A 17,233-nucleotide genomic window follows, 5' to 3' on the forward strand; every position below is an offset into this window, starting at 1 on the left:
CTTATGAAATTTTATATTGTTGAATTGCTTCTTTGTGTTTTTTATAAAAGTGGAAATAACTGAAAGTCATCCAAAGGAAAGAACAGAGCATTCCAATATTAATTCCATTCAATTCATTCACACGTGTGAAAAAAATTGCTAAAACAATTAAACCTGTAAACGCTCCTAAACTTTTAGATTTCAAAATAAAACCATAAGTAGTTTCGATTTTATGATTATTACTAAATAACATGTATACAAATGATATTAAAGTTAAAACTATAACTCCTTTTAAAGTATTGAATAAACCGTATTCTTGTGGGTTTTCTATTTTAAAATTAAAATGAGTTAATAATAAAAAAGGCAAAAAATAAGAGGTTAATAAAAGCACATATTGTTTCCAATAAACTTTTTTAGCTTTCTGAATCACAATTTTTGGTGCAGTAAAACCAAGTCCAAAAAACATGCTGGAAGTTTCTTTAAATTGAGGATTCCATTTTTGTTTAGAAGTTGCAAAAGCATTGTGAAAAGTTACTTTTTCTTCTTCCATTTTTGCTTCAATATCAGAAATAATATGATCTAAAATTTCTAATCGAATATCGATATAATCAATCTGTTTTATATCTAAATAATGTTCTACTCTTTGTATTTGTTCTTTTGTTAATTTCATCCTACTCCAAACTTAATTTAGGATTCACCAATTGCTGCATTGTTCTTAAAAACTCTTGCATTTCATTTAACTTGTTGGCAGTTTCTTTGGTACCAGACTCTGTTAACTTGTAATATTTACGCAATCTATTACCCACTTTTGCAACCTCTACATCTAGCAAACCATCGGCTTCTAATTTATGTAAAGCTGGGTACAAGGCACCTTCGGTAATTTTAAGTTCGCCTTTGGTTAATTCTTTTACTTTTTGTGTAATTTCATAACCGTACATTTTATCATTACTTTCTAATAATTTTAAAATAATGGTTTGCAAAGAGCCTTTGTATAATTTCTGATTTCCCATTTTTATAATGTGTTTTTGTCACTTCAATTTAAAAATCATCTAAATTGACAACTTTTGAATATCGATGGTCAAATATACATAATTTTCTTATACATAGAATTCTTATGTATTGTTTTTTTGACAAAAAAATCCTGAGTTTTTTAAAACTCAGGATTTAATTTAAATACTTCTTTTAAGAATCGTTATTACTTTTCTACTTTTAAAACCTCTTTAATTATGCGTTCTAAATCTGCTTTTGGTAAAGCTCCGTTTGCCATTTGTGGTTCTCCTTCTGCAGGACAAAATAACATAGATGGTATGCTTCTAATACCAAAAGCGGCAGATAATTCTTGTTCTGCTTCGGTATCAATTTTATAAATATCTATTTTACCTTCGTATTCTTTAGACAATTCTTCTAAAATTGGCGCAATCATTTTACAAGGGCCACACCAATCTGCATAAAAGTCTATTAATGCTGGTCTTTTACCTTCAAATTTCCACTCTTTATTTTTTTCAAAATTAAATACTTTTTCTAAAAATGTTGCTTTTGTTAAATTTTCTGTCATATGAATGTTTTTAATTCAACTTTGTTGAATTTTAATTTTATAATTATTTTACTACAAAATTAGTCGTAAAAACCTCTAAAGTATTACAAATAGCTATCGATAACAAACATCGTAAAGTTAAAAACAGTTAAATCATTCTTTAATAAAACGATTATAATTTAATTTTGATAAAACAATTAACTTTGTTTGGTATACTAAACATCATAAACACACTTACATTGATTTACCCAAAAACAGAAAAAAAACCAGTTGTAGACACCTTTTTTAATACAACCGTTATCGATAATTACAGATGGTTAGAAGATGATAGAAGCGTAGAAACAGAATCTTGGGTAAAAGCACAAAATAAGGTTACTTTTAACTATCTAAATCAAATTTATTACAGAGATCAATTAAAAAATCGATTGGCTAATTTATGGAACTATGAAAAAATAGGTACGCCTTTTATAGAAGGCGATTACACATATTTTTCTCAAAATAATGGTTTACAAAATCAGAGCGTAATTTATAGAACCATAGATAATTCTGAACCAGAAATATTTTTAGATCCAAATACTTTTTCTAAAGACGGTACAACTTCTTTAGGCGCATTAAGTTTTTCTAAAGATGGTAAAACCGCCGCATACTCTATTTCTGAAGGTGGTTCTGATTGGCGAAAAATAATTATTATTGATGTTGTTTCTAAAAAACAAAAAGAACCGGTTATTGTTGATGTAAAATTCTCTGGAATTTCTTGGTACAAAAACGAAGGTTTTTACTACTCTAGTTACGATAAACCAACCGGAAGTGAGTTGTCTGCTAAAACAGATCAGCATAAATTATATTATCATAAGCTAGGAACTTCGCAAGAAGATGATGTTGTAGTATTTGGCGAAAAAAAATCAGAAAAACACAGATATATTGGTGGCTATGTTACAGAAGATAATCGTTTTTTAGTAATTACTGCACAAATTTCTACTTCTGGTAACAAATTATTTATCAAAGATTTATCCGAAGAAAAAAGCACACTAAAACCAATTATAGAAACGCTAGAGAGTGATACTTATGTAATTACTAACAAAGCTTCTACACTTTTTTTAGCGACCAATTTAAATGCTCCCAATAAAAAAGTTGTTACTGTAGATTTTTCGAACCCTACACCAAAAAATTGGCAAGATTTTATACCAGAAACAGAACATGTTTTAGCTATTTCTAAAGGTGCAAATTATTTGTTTGCAAATTATATGGTAGATGCGGTTTCTAAAGTTTTTCAATTCAATTTTAATGGCGAACTTATAAGAGAAATTTCTCTACCAGGTATTGGTTCTGTTGCGGGTTTCGGTGGAAAAATAAGAGCTAAAGAATTGTATTTTTCTTTTACGAATTACAACACTCCGAATTCGTCTTATAAATTCAATCCAGAAGATGGCTCTTACCAAACATATTGGAAACCAAAAGTGGCTTTTAATACTGATGATTATATAAGCAAACAAGTTTTTTATCCGTCTAAAGATGGCACTAAAATTCCGATGATTATTACACACAAAAAAGGAATTGAGTTAAATGGGAAAAATCCTACTATTTTGTATGGTTATGGCGGTTTTAATGTAAGTTTAACGCCTAGTTTTAGTATTGCAAATTTAGTTTGGATGGAGCAAGGTGGTGTGTATGCTGTTGCGAACTTGAGAGGTGGCGGAGAATATGGTAAAAAATGGCACAACGCGGGTATAAAACTTAAAAAGCAAAATGTTTTTGATGATTTTATTGCGGCGGCAGAGTTTTTAATTGATAATAAATATACTTCATCAGAATTTTTAGCAATTCGTGGTGGCTCTAATGGCGGACTTTTAGTTGGCGCAATTCTTACACAAAAACCAACTTTGGCAAAAGTTGCATTACCTGCTGTTGGGGTTTTAGACATGTTGCGTTATCATACATTTACTGCAGGCGCAGGTTGGGCATACGATTACGGTACTGCAAATGACAACAAAGAGATGTTTGACTATTTAAAAGGATATTCGCCTGTACATAATGTAAAAAAAGGAACTGCATATCCTGCAACATTAATTACTACCGGAGATCATGATGATAGAGTTGTACCAGCGCATAGTTTTAAATTTGCGGCAGAATTACAAGAAAAACATACGGGTAAAAATCCTACATTAATAAGAATAGAAACCAATGCTGGCCACGGAGCCGGAACACCTATTGCAAAGACAATAGAACAATATGCAGATATTTTTGGTTTTACTTTATTTAATATGGGCTTTAAAAAACTGCCTAAAAACCTACAAAACAGCTGATAAATTTAAAATAAAACTTTTTTAATTATTTAATTACCTTTGGTAATAATCAATAAGGTAATTACAAAAGTTAAAAAGATGTAACATTATATTTTTTAAGACACTAATTATCATAACACTCAAATTACACAAATAATGAAAACATTTAACAAGGTTCTTTTTACAACTGCAATTGCATCTTTTGCTTTTGTTGCTTGTAAAGAAGAAAAGCCAGAAGAAAGATCTGCCGGTATTATTATTGAAAACATGGATACTTCTGTAAAAGCATCTGACGATTTTTTTAGACACGTAAACGGTACTTGGATCGATAAAACAGAAATTCCAGAAGACAGAACATCTTGGGGTGGTTTTGGTGAGCTACGTAAAAAAACAGATGAAGATGTTTTAACTATTTTAAATGATGCCATAGCGCAAAAAGATTTTCCGAAGATAAAAGATGCACAAGGAAATGAAATAGATTCAGATCAAGAAAAAGCAGTAAACTATTACCAAACAATAATGGATACTGTTGCTAGAAACAAACAAGGTAAAGCACCTGTTATGCCTTTTTTAGCTAAAATAGAAGAAATAAAAACAAAGAAAGATGTACAAAACTACATTACCAATATGGCGCCTTATGGTGGTGCTGGTTTTTATGGTTTTGGCGTTTATAACGATTTAAAAAACAGCAGCCAATATGCAGGGTACATGGGTGGTGGTTCTTTAGGTTTATCTAGAGATTACTACGTAGATGCAAAAGTTGCAGATAAATTGACTAAATACGAAATATTTGTTGCTAAAATGCTTCAAGAATTTGGTGATGATGAAGCTACAGCTAAGAAGAATGCTGCTACAATTGTTGCTTTTGAAACTAGCTTAGCAGAACCAATGATGACAAAGGAAGAACGTAGAGATACACGTAAAATCTACAATCCAATGTCTGTTGCAGAGTTAACAAAATTAGCACCAGCTATCGATTGGAAAGCTCATTTAGAAGGAATTGGTGTTACAGACTTAGAAACAATTATTGTTACAGATCCTGCTTATTTTAAAGCTATGAGTAAAATTTTTACACAAAGATCTGTAGAAGACATGAAATTATTATTCCGTTGGAACACTATAAACAGTTCTTTAAGCTCTTTATCTACAGACTTAGAAACTGCAAATTGGGAGTTTTATAGCAAAGAAATGCGTGGTGCTAAAAAACAACGTGCAAGAAACGAGCGTGCTTTAGGTAACTTAAACGGTGCCGTTGGTGAAGCTTTAGGTAAATTATACGTAGAAAAAATGTTTCCGCCAGAAGCAAAAGCAAAAGCAAAAGAAATGATAGACAATGTAATGTTAGGTTTCGAAAAAAGAATTGCTGGTTTAGAGTGGATGAGTGCAGAAACTAAAGAAAAAGCTTTAGAAAAATTAAATAAATTAACTGTAAAAATTGCGTATCCAGATGTTTGGAAAGACTACTCAGAATTACAAGTTAAAGGTTTAGACGAAGGCGGTTCTTATTTTGAAAACAGTATTAATGTTACAAAATGGAACTACAATAAAAACATGGCTAAACTAGGTAAAGAAGTAGACAGAACAGAATGGGGTATGTCTCCGCAAACTGTAAATGCTTATTTTAATCCTACAAATAACGAAATTGTATTTCCGGCAGCAATTCTACAGCCTCCGTTTTACGATTACAAAGCAGATGAAGCTGTAAATTATGGTGGAATCGGAGCAGTTATTGGTCATGAAATTTCTCACAGTTTCGACGATTCTGGATCACGTTTTGACGGTGACGGAAACCTTAAAAACTGGTGGACAGAATCAGATTCAGAAAAATTTGCAGTAATTGGTAAGCAATTGGTAAAACAATACTCAGATATTATTGCTATTGATTCTATGCACTTAAATGGCGAATATACGTTAGGTGAAAACATTGGCGATTTAGGTGGTGTACAAGCAGCTTACGAAGGTTTACAAATCTTCTTAGAAAAAAGCGGTAGACCAGAAAAAATTGATGGTTATACACCAGAACAACGTTTTTTCCTTTCTTGGGGAACCATCTGGAGAACTAAAATGCGTGATGAAGCTCTTAAAAACTTAATCATGACAAATACACATGCACCAGGAATGTACAGAGCATACATGCCACTTAAAAACGTAGACGCTTTTTACGAAGCTTTCGATGTTAAAGAAGGTGATAAAATGTATCTAAAACCAGAAGAAAGAGTAAGAATCTGGTAAGTTCGCAGAACTTTTTGGTATAATTTTCTTTTTAAAATTTATACATTAAAATTCAAAACCGATACGAAAGTGTCGGTTTTTTTATGTTTTTTTGGGCGTTACCTAAAGGTCGCGCTTTTCGCACTCGCTTTTTATTCGTTCCTCATAAAAGAGCTCAAACAAATGCTACAATCGCTAACGCAGGCGTACTTGCTATCTAAATTACAACAACAAATCAAATAGAAACCTTATTTTTGTAAGATGCTAAAAGTCCAAAATATCTCTTTCGGGTACACTAAAAACAAAATGGTTTTAGACAACTTTAACTTCAATATAAAAGAAGGAGAACATTTGTGCGTTATGGGAGAAAGTGGCTGCGGAAAATCTACACTTTTAAAAGCAATTTACGGCTTATTAGATATAAATAAAGGAACAATTTTCTGGAAAGATCATCAAGTTCTAGGTCCAGAATTTCATCTAGTTCCTGGTATGGATTTCTTTAAATATGTAGCACAAGATTTCGATTTAATGCCTTACATTTCTGTATCAGAAAATATTAAAAAATTTCTATCTCGTTTTTATCCAGAAGAAAGCGAAAAAAGAACACAAGAATTATTAGAAGTTATAGAAATGACCGCTTTTGCAAACACAAAAGTTAAAAATTTAAGTGGCGGACAAAAACAACGTGTAGCAATTGCTAGAGCCTTGGCAAAAGAACCAGAATTACTATTATTAGACGAACCTTTTGGCCAAATAGACAACTTTAAAAAAAACTCTTTAAGAAGAAAACTTTTTGCCTATTTAAAAGAAAAAAATATTGCGTGTATTGTTGCTACACACGATAAAAATGATGCACTTTCTTTTGCAGACACTTTGCTAATTATTCGCAATCATAAAATAGTAGTTCACAATGCACCAAAAGAAATTTACAACAACCCAAAAAGCAAGTATGTAGCAGCTTTATTTGATGATGTAAATGAAATTGTAGTAAACGGTAAACATGTATTATTATATCCGCATCAGATAAAAATTATCGAGAATTCTAATAGCATTGCTATCGTAAAAAACGCTTATTTTAAAGGCTCTTTTTGGTTAATAGAAGCTGATTTTGAAAATCAAATTGTGTTTTTAAATCATAAAGATTTTATAGAAACCAATACTAAAATTAAGCTATCTCTAGAATTTTAAACACATTTCCGTTAAAAGAAATTGTTTCGCCTTTTTGCTTTCCTAAAAGCAATTTCCCTATTGGTGATGAAACGGAAACTGCAAAATAATTTGTATTTTCTATAGTTAAATGACCCGCAGAAATACTCAAGAAATAATTAGCCTTATCCGTATAAACAATACTGCCTAAATGTGCATTTTTAGAAGTTTTAGAAATATCAATTTTTGCTAAAATTTCTTTCATTTGTGTAATTCCCGCCAATTGTTGGCCAGCTTTCTCCATTTCTAATTGCAACATTGCTCTACCGGTTTCGTGCTTATCGCCTGCAGAACTTTTAGTTTCTGTTTGTAGTGCTTTTTGGTTAGAAGAAATAACTTCTTCTACATTTTGCAAACGTTTCTCTACAAATTCTTTACAATTATTATAAAGTGCTTCTTTCAAATTCATTGTTTAGTGTAAATGCAAATGCTCCGTAATTTCCATGATGAGAAATAGAACAAGATTGTGTTATTTTTTTCTCTCGATAATAATATAAAGGCGCACCAACAGAAGATTTTCTTTTTGTAATTTCTTCTAATTTCAAACTAACTATTGATGCTAGCTCCGTTTTTAAATCTTTATCTACATTATCTGATTTTCCTATTTTCGAAAAAATAGAAGTTGTAGTTGCGTTTTGTTTTGCAATAGTAGAAACATAAAAAGGATTAAAAGTTGTAGTTGTATAAAAAATTTTGTCTTCAAAAAAAACAGTTCCTTGGTCTTTAGAGATTAAAGTACATTCAAATTTTAAAGGTGCAAAAAAGCGCTTTTCTACTTGTTGTGTATAACATTTATAGGCAGCTTCTTTCATAGACCAAAATTGCCAAACTTGTAAAAACGGATTTTTAGAATTGTAAATTTCTTGCTGTTCTTTTTGGGAAAATTGTTTGTCTAAAAAACCATTTCTTTGCCAATTGCTTTGAGTTTTAGCAAGGTTTAAATCAACAATATCATTCCCAATACTATGCATTGATTTTTTCTTGAATAATTGCTACGGTTGCTTTTACAGAAAGCATTTTCTCCATAGAATCGTTATCTATCTCTATGTTAAATTCATCTTCAACATCCAAAATAATATCTACTAAATTTGCAGAATTTATTTCTAAATCGTTTATAAAATCGGTGTTTTCAGAGATATTTTTAAAACCATCTTCATTTTGAACATAAGGTTTTACAATAACTGTTAACTTGCTTATAATTTCTTCTTTTGTCATTTTTTATTCTGAATATTTTTTAAAGATAACACAAGCATTTACATCACCAAAACCAAAGCTTGCTTTTGCTAAAATAGTAATATCTTTCTCTATTATTTTTGTAGGAATTTTATCCGTAGAAATTAGTGTTGCAATTCCTGATTGTACATCTTCGCAATTGATATTTGGAAACACAAATTGTTCTTTAATTTGCAAAACTGCTGCTACAGACTCGATTGCGCCAGAAGCTGCCAAACAATGCCCAACCATAGATTTTAAAGAGTTTATATACGGAAAATTAACTCCTTTTCGATTTAAAGCCTTTGCCCAATTTTCTATTTCTAAACTATCTTTAGAGGTTGCTGTTAAATGACCATTAATTACATCTATTTCATCCGCAGATATTCTAGCATCAGAGATTGCGGCAGTAATACATTTTTGCACCGCCTCTGCATTTGGTGCCGTTAACGTTCCGCCATTTCTTTGTCCGCCAGAATTTATATTTCCGCCTAAAACCTCTGCATAAATAGTTGCGTTTCTGGCTAAAGCACTTTCTAAAGACTCTAAAACCAAAGCCCCAGCACCACTTCCCGGAACAAAACCAGACGCCGTTGCACTCATTGGTCTAGAACCTTTTTTTGGCGTTTGGTTATGCTTGTAAGACATTACGCGCATCGCATCAAAACCACCCCAAGTGTATAAACTACTATCACTAGAACTACCAACTAACATTCGTTTTGCTTTGCCGCTTTGTATTCTATCAAAACCCATTAAAAGCGCTTCTGTACCCGTTGTACAAGCAGATGAATTTGTAGTAACCTGATTTCCTAAACCAAGAATTCCGCCTAAATAAGCAGAAATTCCGCTTGCCATGGTTTGTACTACAGAAGTACTTCCTAAACGTCTTACGTTTTGATCATCAATTTTATAAATTGCTTCTCTAAATTTTTCGATTCCAGAAGTTCCTGTTCCAAAAATTAAACCCGAATCGTAGTCTAAACCTGAAGTATCATCAACAGAAAAACCAGCATTTTTCCAAGCATCAATACCAGCCATACAACCATATAAAATAGAAGTAGAATTAAAACCACGTAATTGTAAAGGCGATAAATATGTTTGTTTTTTTTGTTCGGTAACCGTTGGAATACCGCCAATACAACAAGAAAAACCTTTGTCTTTTAAATTCTGATGATAAGTAATGCCAGATTTACCTGTTTTTATTGCATTTGTAAATTCTTGCAAACCAACTCCGTTTGGGGCAACAACTCCTAAACCAGTAATTACAACTCTATTTTTCATTTTTTATTTTGCGATTATCATTCCAGCAATAGTACCTCTACAAACCAACTCATCATTGGCGTTTAGCATCTTTACTTTACATTTTAGTTTATTAAATCTAAAATATTCTTTTTCTGAAATTACAGTTACTTTCTCGTTAGGTAAAACCGGTAAAAAGAAGTCTACTTCATTAGAAGTTAATGCAATTTGTGGTTTTTTTTCTTCGGATGAAATTTGATCTTCCAAAAGAAAAACTCCTAAACAAACAACACCAATTTGCGCCATTGTTTCCGTTAAAATAACACCAGGCGTAATTGGGTTGTTTTTAAAATGTCCTTCGTAAAAAAACTCATCTTCTCTATAAGTATATTTTCCTTTAACGCCTTTTTCTGAAATTTCTGTAAGTTCATCAACAAACAAAAAGGGTCTTTTGTAAGGTAAACTTTTTATGATTTTAGTTGAATTCATCTTATTGTTTTTACCACTCTAACAAAATTCTTTGTGCAGAAAAACCAGGGCCAAAACTTAACATAATTCCTCTTTCTCCTTTTGCAGGATTTCTATCCATAAAACGTTCTAAAACGTATAAAACAGTGGCGCTAGACATATTGCCGTACAAACGTAAAACTTCTTTTGTATCGTCTATATTTTTACCTAAAACACCAAATAAAGCTTCTACAGTTTGTACAATTTTCTTTCCTCCGGGATGAAAAATTAAATGGTCGATATCATCAATCTTTAAATTATTTTTTTCTAAAAAAGGATGTATTATTGCCGGAAAATGATCTGATATTGTCTGTGGTACTTCTTTGTCTAAAATCATTTGTAAACCAGTATTTACCAATTTAAAACCCATCATTTTAGTAGCGTTATAAAAATGATACATGGCTTCGTCTATAATTTTAGGGCCTTTATCTTCATCAAACGAAGACAAAATAACAGCAGAAGCTCCGTCGCCAAAAATAGCTGCAGAAACAATATTTGTCATCGAATAATCTTCTAACTGAAACGTTGCCGTTGGCGCCTCTACGGCAATAACAGCTGCTCTTTTATTCGGATTCGCTTTTAAAAAATTTTTAGCATAAATAATACCAGAAACACCTGCAGCACAACCCATTTCTGTAACTGGCAAACGCACAATATCTTGTTTCATTTCTAGCGAATTTATTAAATACGCATCTACAGACGGAATCATGATTCCGGTACAACTTACCGTAATTATATAATCGATATCTGTAGGTTTTAAATTGGCTTTATCTAAAGATTTTTTAAGAGATTTTTCTGCCAATTGCACAACTTCTCTTGTGTAAATATCATTCTTTTCTTCAAAAGAAGTTGCTGTAAAAACCTCTTCCGGATCCATGATAGAATAGCGTTTATCTACGCCTGCACCTTCAAAAAGCTTGATAACTTTTCTTTGAAAACGAGTTTCTTGATCTTGCATCCATAATTTTACAAACGGAATAATATCTTTTGTTTCTTTATAATATTTTGGTAATTGCTTTGCTACCGAAGTTATTTTAACTGCCATTTATTTTGTAATTATCCATTGAAAACGAAACGCCCATTTCCAAGAAATTTGTGGTTTTCTATTTAATTTATTAGACATTCTAATTAAATCTTCTCTTTTAAAACTTCTTAAAACAGAAATCAAACCATCATGAATAATCATTTTATTTTTTATAAAAACAGACAATAATTTAAACAAGTAATAGGCTAATTTATGTCTGTGTAAATCGTTTACAATAATTGCTTTTTTAGTATGTTGTAATGTATCTTTTAAGAAAGAAACCAAAGGTTTTTCTTTAAAATGATGAAAAAACAAGGTGGCTAAAACAATATCAAACTCTCTGTTTTTAAAAGCATCAGAAAAAATATCTTCAACAATAAAAGTTAACTCTGTAAATTCTGTAGATAGTTCTTTTGCGTACTCTATAGCTGTTGGGTTTGCATCTATACCTAGTAACTTAAATCTATATCCATTTTTTCTTCCGAATTTGGCTACATCACGTAAAATATCTCCGTGCCCACAACCAATATCTGCAATTACTAATTCTTTAGATTTATCGTGATTTTTTAATACCTTTTTTAAGGAATTTACGGTAACCAAATTGCCACCTAACCATCTATTAATATTTTCTAATTTATCTAAAACATCTCTTAAATAATCGCCACCAATAGAAAAATCATCCATCAATTCTTCTTGATCAGATCTTTTTGATGTATCTACTAATAAAGCCATTATATTTTAATTAATTTACCGTGAGTTTGTTTAATTATTATGGATAATAAAAAAGGAAATTTTCTTAAAACTCTTAATAAAAATGCTGCAATTTTATCTTTTCTAAACAACATCGCTATAAAATGACCTGTTTTTAATCGCCATTTAAATTCTTTGTTCCATTGTTTAATATACTCTTTTTCTAGCTCGTTTCTAGACAAGACAACACCGTCTAGATAATTTAGAATCAATTTAGATGCTATTTGTGCAGATTGTATTGCCATACTCATTCCGTTACCACAAAGTGGATGAATCATTCCGGCAGCATCACCACACATTATTAAATGATTTTCTATTGGCTTTTTGGTTTCAAACGAAATCTGACTAATAGAAAGTGGCTTGTTCCAAACTGGTTTAGAATTTTTAAAAATCTCTTTTAAAAACTTATTTTTAAAAACTACATTTTCTTGAAAATCGTCAATATTTTTATACTTTTTAAATGCTGAAAAACTCGTGATATAACACAAGTTAATTGCATTATTTTCTACTTTAGAAACCCCACAATAACCGCCTTTAAAATTATGCAACGCAACTAAATTTTCTTGAAAATTACCTTTTACATGTATTTTTACACCTAAATAAGGAGATTTCTTTTTGATAAAATCTCTATTTAGCTTTACATCTATTAAAGATCTTTTTCCATAAGCACCAATACAAATTTTAGATTGAAAACACTTATTTTCTTTAGTTTTAACGGTAAAAACATCATCTTTATATTTAACATCTACAACAGTTTCTTGTAAAATAACCACACCATTTTCTTTGGCTTTTTCTGATAAAATAAAATCTAATTTGTAACGAGAAATACCAAATCCGCCTAAAGGTAACTTTGCGGTAATCATCTTACTTTCTGTGGTTGATAATTTAAAATTATCGATTTTTATAGCTCCATAATCAAACGGATTGATATTTAAAAACTGTAAATAAGGAAAAACTTCATTAGAAATATACTCACCACAAACTTTATGTTTTGGGTATTCATTTTTTTCTATCAGTAAAACTTTTTTGCCAAACTTAGACAAGTGAATTGCATTGCACAAACCTGCCAAACCTCCGCCAATTACTACAATTTCATAATTCTTATTCATCTAATAAATCTGCCAATTCTTTACCAATTAAACTACCAATTGCAACGCCCATTCCGCCCAAGCGAACACCACAAAAAACATGATTAGAAATTTGTTTTACAATTGCTTTTTTCTGATTACCAACTCCCATAATTCCGCTCCAACGATGGTCGATTTCAAAATTTGTATTTGGTAAAATCGTTTCTTTTAAAATACTTTCTAATGTATTCTGAATAATATCTGTTTGACCAAATAGAGTTGTTTCTTCGGTTGTAAAATCTAGATTTCTACCGCCACCAAACAAAATTCTATCATGTATATTTCTAAAATAATAATAACCTTTATCTAAATGAAATGTACCTTTAATGTGTAAGTTTTTAATAGGTTTTGTTATTAAAACTTGCGCTCTTGCAGGTTGCACTTTTTCTTTTATTAAATTATTTGCAAAACCATTTGTAGCAATAAGCAAGTTATTGGTTTTAAAATTGATTTTATCGGTTTTTACTTCAACCCAACTTTCTGTTTCAGTAAAAGCATCAACATATATATTATTTAAAATTTTAACTCCTAATTTTTGAACTTCTAAGAGCAATTGATACATCATTTTACCTGTATCTACTTGCCCTTCAAAATTATTAACGATATAATCTTGATGTATATTTTGAAAACTAAAAGTATTGTGTGATGTTGTAAAAACATCCTCTTTAAAAATAGGTTTTAAAAGCTGATTTATTTCATCTTTTTTAGAAATACATTCTTCAAAAAAACTGCTGTTATTACATAATTCAAAACCTTTATTTTGCTGAAAATCGATGTTTTTATCTCCTAAATTACTTCTTAATAATTGTAAACCTTCCCAACGCTTGTTAACTAAATTGAAAACCTCTTCTGTTGTATGAGTATTTAAATCATCTATAATTTCAGATAAACTTCCAAAACAAGCAAAACCTGCATTTTTAGTACTTGCGCCTTGTGGTAGCATTCCTTTTTCTAAAATTAAAACCTTTGCTTTTGGGTGTTGTTTTTTTAATTGTAAAGCACAATTTAAACCTACAATTCCGCTACCAACAATAGTAAAATCTATGTTGGTAAACCATTCTTTTAACTCCCAATAACTGTAATTCATTTACACGTTTTTTTCGAAACAAATACTATTTTTCATTCCAATATATTGTCCGTAATTGTCAATAATATTATACTTACTTTTTTTATAAAATTTTACTGCTGCTTTTTGTCTTTTGCCAGTTTCTAAAATACATTTAGAAAAACCCAATTCTTTTGTCCAGTTTTCTAATTCTTCTATTATTTTTTGTGCTAAACCTTTGCTTCTATAATTGCTAGAAACATACATCCTTTTAATTTCCATAGTAGAATTGTCAAACTTTTTAATAGCGCCACAACCTACCGCAATTTTATCAACATACAATATAACTACATGCTTTATTACATCAATATGATTAAATTGATTGTAAAATTCATGTTCATCTTGGTCTGTAATTTTAAGAAATGCGTCTAATTCTTTTACTAAAATCTTAAAATCTGGATGTGTTGCATTGGTTCTAAAAACTTCTATATTCATGCTACTATTCTTCTTCGTTAAAAAAATCTGACTCTTTAAATTTTAACTTTAATTGCACCCAAACTGGTTCTTTAATTTCGGTGTTTAAATTACCAAATGACAACCCCAATAATCTAACTGAATTTGGCAATTCATCTTGAAATAACAACTCTTTTACCATAGGAAAAAATTCTTCCTTTTTCTGCATAAAATGGCCTTTTGTTTTACTTCTAGTTTGTTGTGTAAAATCAGAATATTTTATTTTTAAAGTAATTGTTTTGCCTTTGGTGTCTGCCTTTAGCATGCGTTTTTCTAACTCGTCTGCAATTTTGTCTAAACGTTCTAGCATAAAGATTTCCGAAGAAATGTTTTCGCTAAAAGTTCTTTCTGCAGCTAACGATTTTCTAATTCTGTTTGGCTTAACCGCACTATTATGAATGCCTCTAACAATATTAAAATAATGCACGCCAGATTTACCAAAAAGTTTTACTAGTTCTTCTAGAGATTTCTTTTTTAAATCGTTGCCAACAAAAATACCGTTATTGTACATTTTTGCTGCAGTTACTTTACCAACACCATAAAATTTATTTACCGGTAATTCTTCTAAAAACTGAATTACCTCATCTGGATGCACGGTTTTTTGACCGTTTGGTTTGTTAATATCAGAAGCAACTTTTGCAATAAATTTATTTATAGAAATTCCTGCGGATGCTCTTAAACCTGTTTCTTCGAAAATTTTTTGACGAATTTCTCTTGCTATTTCATTTGCAGACGGATTTCCTTTTTTATTTTCTGTTACGTCTAAATACGCCTCGTCTAAAGAAAGAGGTTCTACTAAATCTGTGTACTCAAAAAATATTTCTCTTACTTTCGCAGAGATTTCTTTATAACGCGGAAAATCTGATTTAACAAATATTAAATGCGGGCATTTTTGTCTTGCTAAACTACCGCTCATAGCAGATCTTACACCAAATTTTCTTGCCTCGTAACTTGCCGCAGAAATAACACCTCTTCTACCTTCGCCACCAACAGCAATGGCTTTTCCTTTTAATTCTGGATTGTCTAATTCTGCAACAGATGCATAAAAGGCATCCATATCTACATGAATTATTTTTCTAAAAGGCGGTTGCAATTCCATAGGTCTAAATTACGAAGTTAGACAGGAATATCATTAATTATTTCAATAGAAAACTACCTTTTAATCTAAAAAATGAATACATAAATTTTTAACTTCTTCTAACTCTTTTGATAAACTTTCTTGTAACCAAGGATGCGAGACATTAAAAACATGATCGGCATTTTCTATAATTTCTAATTTACTGTTAGAACACCAAGAATCTATTTTTTTTCCTTCATCTAAAGAAATTGATGTATCATTATCTCCGTGGATAATTAATAACGGAATCTTTAAATTTTTTACTGAATTTTCAATAAATAATCGATTTTCGTTTTCTTTAAAATTGGTGTAAAATTGATAAAAATGTGGCATATTTTGCTTTGTTCGTCCATTTACAACATATTTTACACCGTTTTTTCGCCAGTTTTCTAAATCGCCTACTGTAGAACTTCTACTACCAAAATCTGAAACCGCGGCCAATGTAATTACCTTTTTTATTCTCGAATCTTCATTAGCTTTAAGCAATACGATTCCGCCACCTCGACTATGACCAATTAAAGTAATATGATTCAAATCAACATCATTTTTAAAATTTTCTTCGGATGAAACCCAATCTAATACACTTTCTAAATCGTCTAATTCTTTGGTATAATTATTATTACCAAAAGCCTCTAAATCTGGAAAATCTATTGGTTGTTCTGCTGTACCACCGTTATGAGAAAAGTTAAATTTTATAAAGAAAAAATCGGCTTTTGCAAATGCATTTGCCATAATATTCCATGCTCCCCAATCTTTAAAACCTTTGTAACCATGACAAAAAATTACTACTTTTTTGGGTGTTTTATTCTCTTTATAAAAAACATCTGTTACAATTGGTTTTTTATGTTTTCCTGGTACTAGAATATTCTGTATAACTTTCATTTTAAACAATTTTAAAGAACAAATTTTAAAAGTGTACATAACGCAAAAATCGCAGTTAAAACACATAAAAATAAGTTGATCTGATTGGTAAATTTACCTGTTTTTTGTTTAATTACAAGTGCAAATTTTCCGTATAATAATAATATAGAATATGTACCAAGTACAGATCCTAAAACAAAAAACAAGACAAAAATTATATCGAAATTAAAAGAATTAAATGCAATAAGTATGGCTACAATTGTACAGAAAAACGGAATTGCAAACATGTTTAACAAGGATAAAATTATGCCTGTAAAAAAAGAATTTCGTGTTTTAATTTCAATTTTCTTTTGTTCTTTTTTATGCTGTTTATAAAAGTAAATCGATAACAATACAAGAACCAAAATACCCGTTTTTTCTAAAAACGCTATTAAAACTGTGTTCGTTGAAAAATATTCTATAATGTAAACAGAAATACAAACCTGCATAAAAACCACCAGCAAAACGCCTAAGGTAAATTTTGTAAATTCTATTTTGGTAGCGTTTAATCTAATTTTTAAAGCAGTCATATTTAGTACGCTTGGTAGCGTAAAACCTAAAAAAGAACCTAAAAAACCATAAAGAAA

19 protein-coding genes are annotated in these 17,233 nt (G+C 30.4%); 4 read left to right on the top strand and 15 right to left on the bottom strand.

Annotated elements, in window-relative coordinates; all coding sequences use genetic code 11:
* Position 1: 1 nt before the first annotated feature.
* The 3 genes from WG950_RS08895 to trxA all read right to left on the bottom strand — a co-directional run bounded on the left by WG950_RS08895 (position 2) and on the right by trxA (position 1,534).
* On the bottom strand, positions 2-649 hold the full coding sequence (locus tag WG950_RS08895) for a hypothetical protein (RefSeq protein WP_340931756.1): 648 nt from the start codon (positions 647-649) through the stop codon (positions 2-4).
* A gap of 1 nt (position 650) precedes the next feature.
* Positions 651-989: a PadR family transcriptional regulator gene (locus WG950_RS08900; RefSeq protein ID WP_340931758.1), complete on the bottom strand. Its 339-nt coding sequence runs from the start codon at positions 987-989 to the stop codon at positions 651-653.
* A 185-nt stretch (positions 990-1,174) separates the two neighbouring features.
* Entirely contained in the window at positions 1,175-1,534 is a 360-nt protein-coding gene (gene trxA, locus WG950_RS08905) for a thioredoxin (protein WP_077810714.1), read from the bottom strand.
* Between the two features lie 182 nt (positions 1,535-1,716).
* On the opposite strand from trxA, the gene WG950_RS08910 reads away from it, so the two are divergent.
* The 3 genes from WG950_RS08910 (at position 1,717) to WG950_RS08920 (ending at position 7,194) form a co-directional block, all read left to right on the top strand.
* Positions 1,717-3,816, top strand: a complete 2,100-nt coding sequence (locus tag WG950_RS08910) for a prolyl oligopeptidase family serine peptidase (RefSeq protein ID WP_340931762.1) — start codon at positions 1,717-1,719, stop codon at positions 3,814-3,816.
* A 135-nt stretch (positions 3,817-3,951) separates the two neighbouring features.
* Entirely contained in the window at positions 3,952-6,027 is a 2,076-nt protein-coding gene (locus WG950_RS08915; protein WP_340931764.1) for a M13 family metallopeptidase, read from the top strand.
* Positions 6,028-6,267: 240 nt separating this feature from the next.
* Positions 6,268-7,194: an ABC transporter ATP-binding protein gene (locus tag WG950_RS08920; protein WP_340931766.1), complete on the top strand. Its 927-nt coding sequence runs from the start codon at positions 6,268-6,270 to the stop codon at positions 7,192-7,194.
* On the opposite strand, the gene WG950_RS08925 is transcribed toward WG950_RS08920, so the two are convergent.
* The 12 genes from WG950_RS08925 to WG950_RS08980 are packed head-to-tail and all read right to left on the bottom strand — an operon-like array spanning position 7,172 to position 16,628.
* Positions 7,172-7,621, bottom strand: coding sequence for a 3-oxoacyl-ACP synthase (locus WG950_RS08925; protein ID WP_340931768.1), 450 nt, complete (start codon positions 7,619-7,621; stop codon positions 7,172-7,174). The two genes, WG950_RS08920 and WG950_RS08925, sit on opposite strands and share 23 nt — an antisense overlap.
* Positions 7,596-8,183 carry a 4'-phosphopantetheinyl transferase family protein gene (locus WG950_RS08930; RefSeq protein ID WP_340931771.1) on the bottom strand — a complete coding sequence of 196 codons (588 nt, stop codon included), beginning with the start codon at positions 8,181-8,183 and terminating at the stop codon, positions 7,596-7,598. The genes WG950_RS08925 and WG950_RS08930 overlap by 26 nt, the downstream gene beginning before the upstream one ends.
* The gene (locus WG950_RS08935) at positions 8,176-8,427 is read right to left on the bottom strand and encodes an acyl carrier protein (protein WP_340931773.1); all 252 of its coding nucleotides are present in this window, start codon (positions 8,425-8,427) and stop codon (positions 8,176-8,178) included. Before WG950_RS08935 ends, WG950_RS08930 begins: the two co-directional genes overlap by 8 nt.
* 3 nt (positions 8,428-8,430) lie before the next feature.
* The gene (locus tag WG950_RS08940; protein ID WP_340931775.1) at positions 8,431-9,705 is read right to left on the bottom strand and encodes a beta-ketoacyl-[acyl-carrier-protein] synthase family protein; all 1,275 of its coding nucleotides are present in this window, start codon (positions 9,703-9,705) and stop codon (positions 8,431-8,433) included.
* Between the two features lie 3 nt (positions 9,706-9,708).
* Positions 9,709-10,152, bottom strand: a complete 444-nt coding sequence (locus WG950_RS08945; protein WP_340931776.1) for a hydroxymyristoyl-ACP dehydratase — start codon at positions 10,150-10,152, stop codon at positions 9,709-9,711.
* Positions 10,153-10,162: 10 nt separating this feature from the next.
* Positions 10,163-11,215, bottom strand: a complete 1,053-nt coding sequence (locus WG950_RS08950; RefSeq protein WP_340931777.1) for a type III polyketide synthase — start codon at positions 11,213-11,215, stop codon at positions 10,163-10,165.
* Positions 11,216-11,926: a methyltransferase domain-containing protein gene (locus WG950_RS08955; protein ID WP_077810704.1), complete on the bottom strand. Its 711-nt coding sequence runs from the start codon at positions 11,924-11,926 to the stop codon at positions 11,216-11,218.
* Complete coding sequence (locus tag WG950_RS08960) at positions 11,926-13,053, bottom strand: NAD(P)/FAD-dependent oxidoreductase (RefSeq protein ID WP_340931778.1); 1,128 nt, start codon at positions 13,051-13,053, stop codon at positions 11,926-11,928. Before WG950_RS08960 ends, WG950_RS08955 begins: the two co-directional genes overlap by 1 nt.
* Positions 13,046-14,158, bottom strand: a complete 1,113-nt coding sequence (locus WG950_RS08965) for an NAD(P)/FAD-dependent oxidoreductase (RefSeq protein ID WP_340931779.1) — start codon at positions 14,156-14,158, stop codon at positions 13,046-13,048. Before WG950_RS08965 ends, WG950_RS08960 begins: the two co-directional genes overlap by 8 nt.
* Positions 14,159-14,611, bottom strand: a complete 453-nt coding sequence (locus WG950_RS08970) for a GNAT family N-acetyltransferase (RefSeq protein WP_340931780.1) — start codon at positions 14,609-14,611, stop codon at positions 14,159-14,161. It abuts the gene before it with no gap.
* A 4-nt stretch (positions 14,612-14,615) separates the two neighbouring features.
* A complete protein-coding gene (gene dinB / locus WG950_RS08975) occupies positions 14,616-15,728 on the bottom strand; it encodes a DNA polymerase IV (protein WP_340931782.1) in 1,113 nt (370 codons plus the stop codon).
* A gap of 60 nt (positions 15,729-15,788) precedes the next feature.
* Complete coding sequence (locus tag WG950_RS08980; RefSeq protein ID WP_340931783.1) at positions 15,789-16,628, bottom strand: alpha/beta hydrolase family protein; 840 nt, start codon at positions 16,626-16,628, stop codon at positions 15,789-15,791.
* An 84-nt stretch (positions 16,629-16,712) separates the two neighbouring features.
* Here WG950_RS08980 and WG950_RS08985 point away from each other — a divergent pair, with 84 nt between their 5' ends.
* A complete protein-coding gene (locus tag WG950_RS08985) occupies positions 16,713-16,982 on the top strand; it encodes a hypothetical protein (RefSeq protein ID WP_340931784.1) in 270 nt (89 codons plus the stop codon).
* The last annotated feature ends 251 nt before the right edge of the window (positions 16,983-17,233 follow it).

The organism is Polaribacter marinaquae, assembly GCF_038019025.1.
GTDB classification, from domain to species: Bacteria; Bacteroidota; Bacteroidia; order Flavobacteriales; family Flavobacteriaceae; genus Polaribacter; species Polaribacter marinaquae.

Coding starts and splice junctions, on each gene's coding strand:
- WG950_RS08970 (WP_340931780.1), bottom strand. CDS start 14,611: ATGAATATAGAAGTTTTTAGAACCAATGCAACACATCCAGATTTTAAG.
- WG950_RS08920 (WP_340931766.1), top strand. CDS start 6,268: ATGCTAAAAGTCCAAAATATCTCTTTCGGGTACACTAAAAACAAAATG.
- WG950_RS08955 (WP_077810704.1), bottom strand. CDS start 11,926: ATGGCTTTATTAGTAGATACATCAAAAAGATCTGATCAAGAAGAATTG.
- dinB (WP_340931782.1), bottom strand. CDS start 15,728: ATGGAATTGCAACCGCCTTTTAGAAAAATAATTCATGTAGATATGGAT.
- WG950_RS08925 (WP_340931768.1), bottom strand. CDS start 7,621: ATGAATTTGAAAGAAGCACTTTATAATAATTGTAAAGAATTTGTAGAG.
- WG950_RS08980 (WP_340931783.1), bottom strand. CDS start 16,628: ATGAAAGTTATACAGAATATTCTAGTACCAGGAAAACATAAAAAACCA.
- WG950_RS08945 (WP_340931776.1), bottom strand. CDS start 10,152: ATGAATTCAACTAAAATCATAAAAAGTTTACCTTACAAAAGACCCTTT.
- WG950_RS08965 (WP_340931779.1), bottom strand. CDS start 14,158: ATGAATTACAGTTATTGGGAGTTAAAAGAATGGTTTACCAACATAGAT.
- WG950_RS08900 (WP_340931758.1), bottom strand. CDS start 989: ATGGGAAATCAGAAATTATACAAAGGCTCTTTGCAAACCATTATTTTA.
- WG950_RS08950 (WP_340931777.1), bottom strand. CDS start 11,215: ATGGCAGTTAAAATAACTTCGGTAGCAAAGCAATTACCAAAATATTAT.
- WG950_RS08915 (WP_340931764.1), top strand. CDS start 3,952: ATGAAAACATTTAACAAGGTTCTTTTTACAACTGCAATTGCATCTTTT.
- WG950_RS08930 (WP_340931771.1), bottom strand. CDS start 8,183: ATGCATAGTATTGGGAATGATATTGTTGATTTAAACCTTGCTAAAACT.
- WG950_RS08935 (WP_340931773.1), bottom strand. CDS start 8,427: ATGACAAAAGAAGAAATTATAAGCAAGTTAACAGTTATTGTAAAACCT.
- WG950_RS08960 (WP_340931778.1), bottom strand. CDS start 13,053: ATGAATAAGAATTATGAAATTGTAGTAATTGGCGGAGGTTTGGCAGGT.
- trxA (WP_077810714.1), bottom strand. CDS start 1,534: ATGACAGAAAATTTAACAAAAGCAACATTTTTAGAAAAAGTATTTAAT.
- WG950_RS08895 (WP_340931756.1), bottom strand. CDS start 649: ATGAAATTAACAAAAGAACAAATACAAAGAGTAGAACATTATTTAGAT.
- WG950_RS08940 (WP_340931775.1), bottom strand. CDS start 9,705: ATGAAAAATAGAGTTGTAATTACTGGTTTAGGAGTTGTTGCCCCAAAC.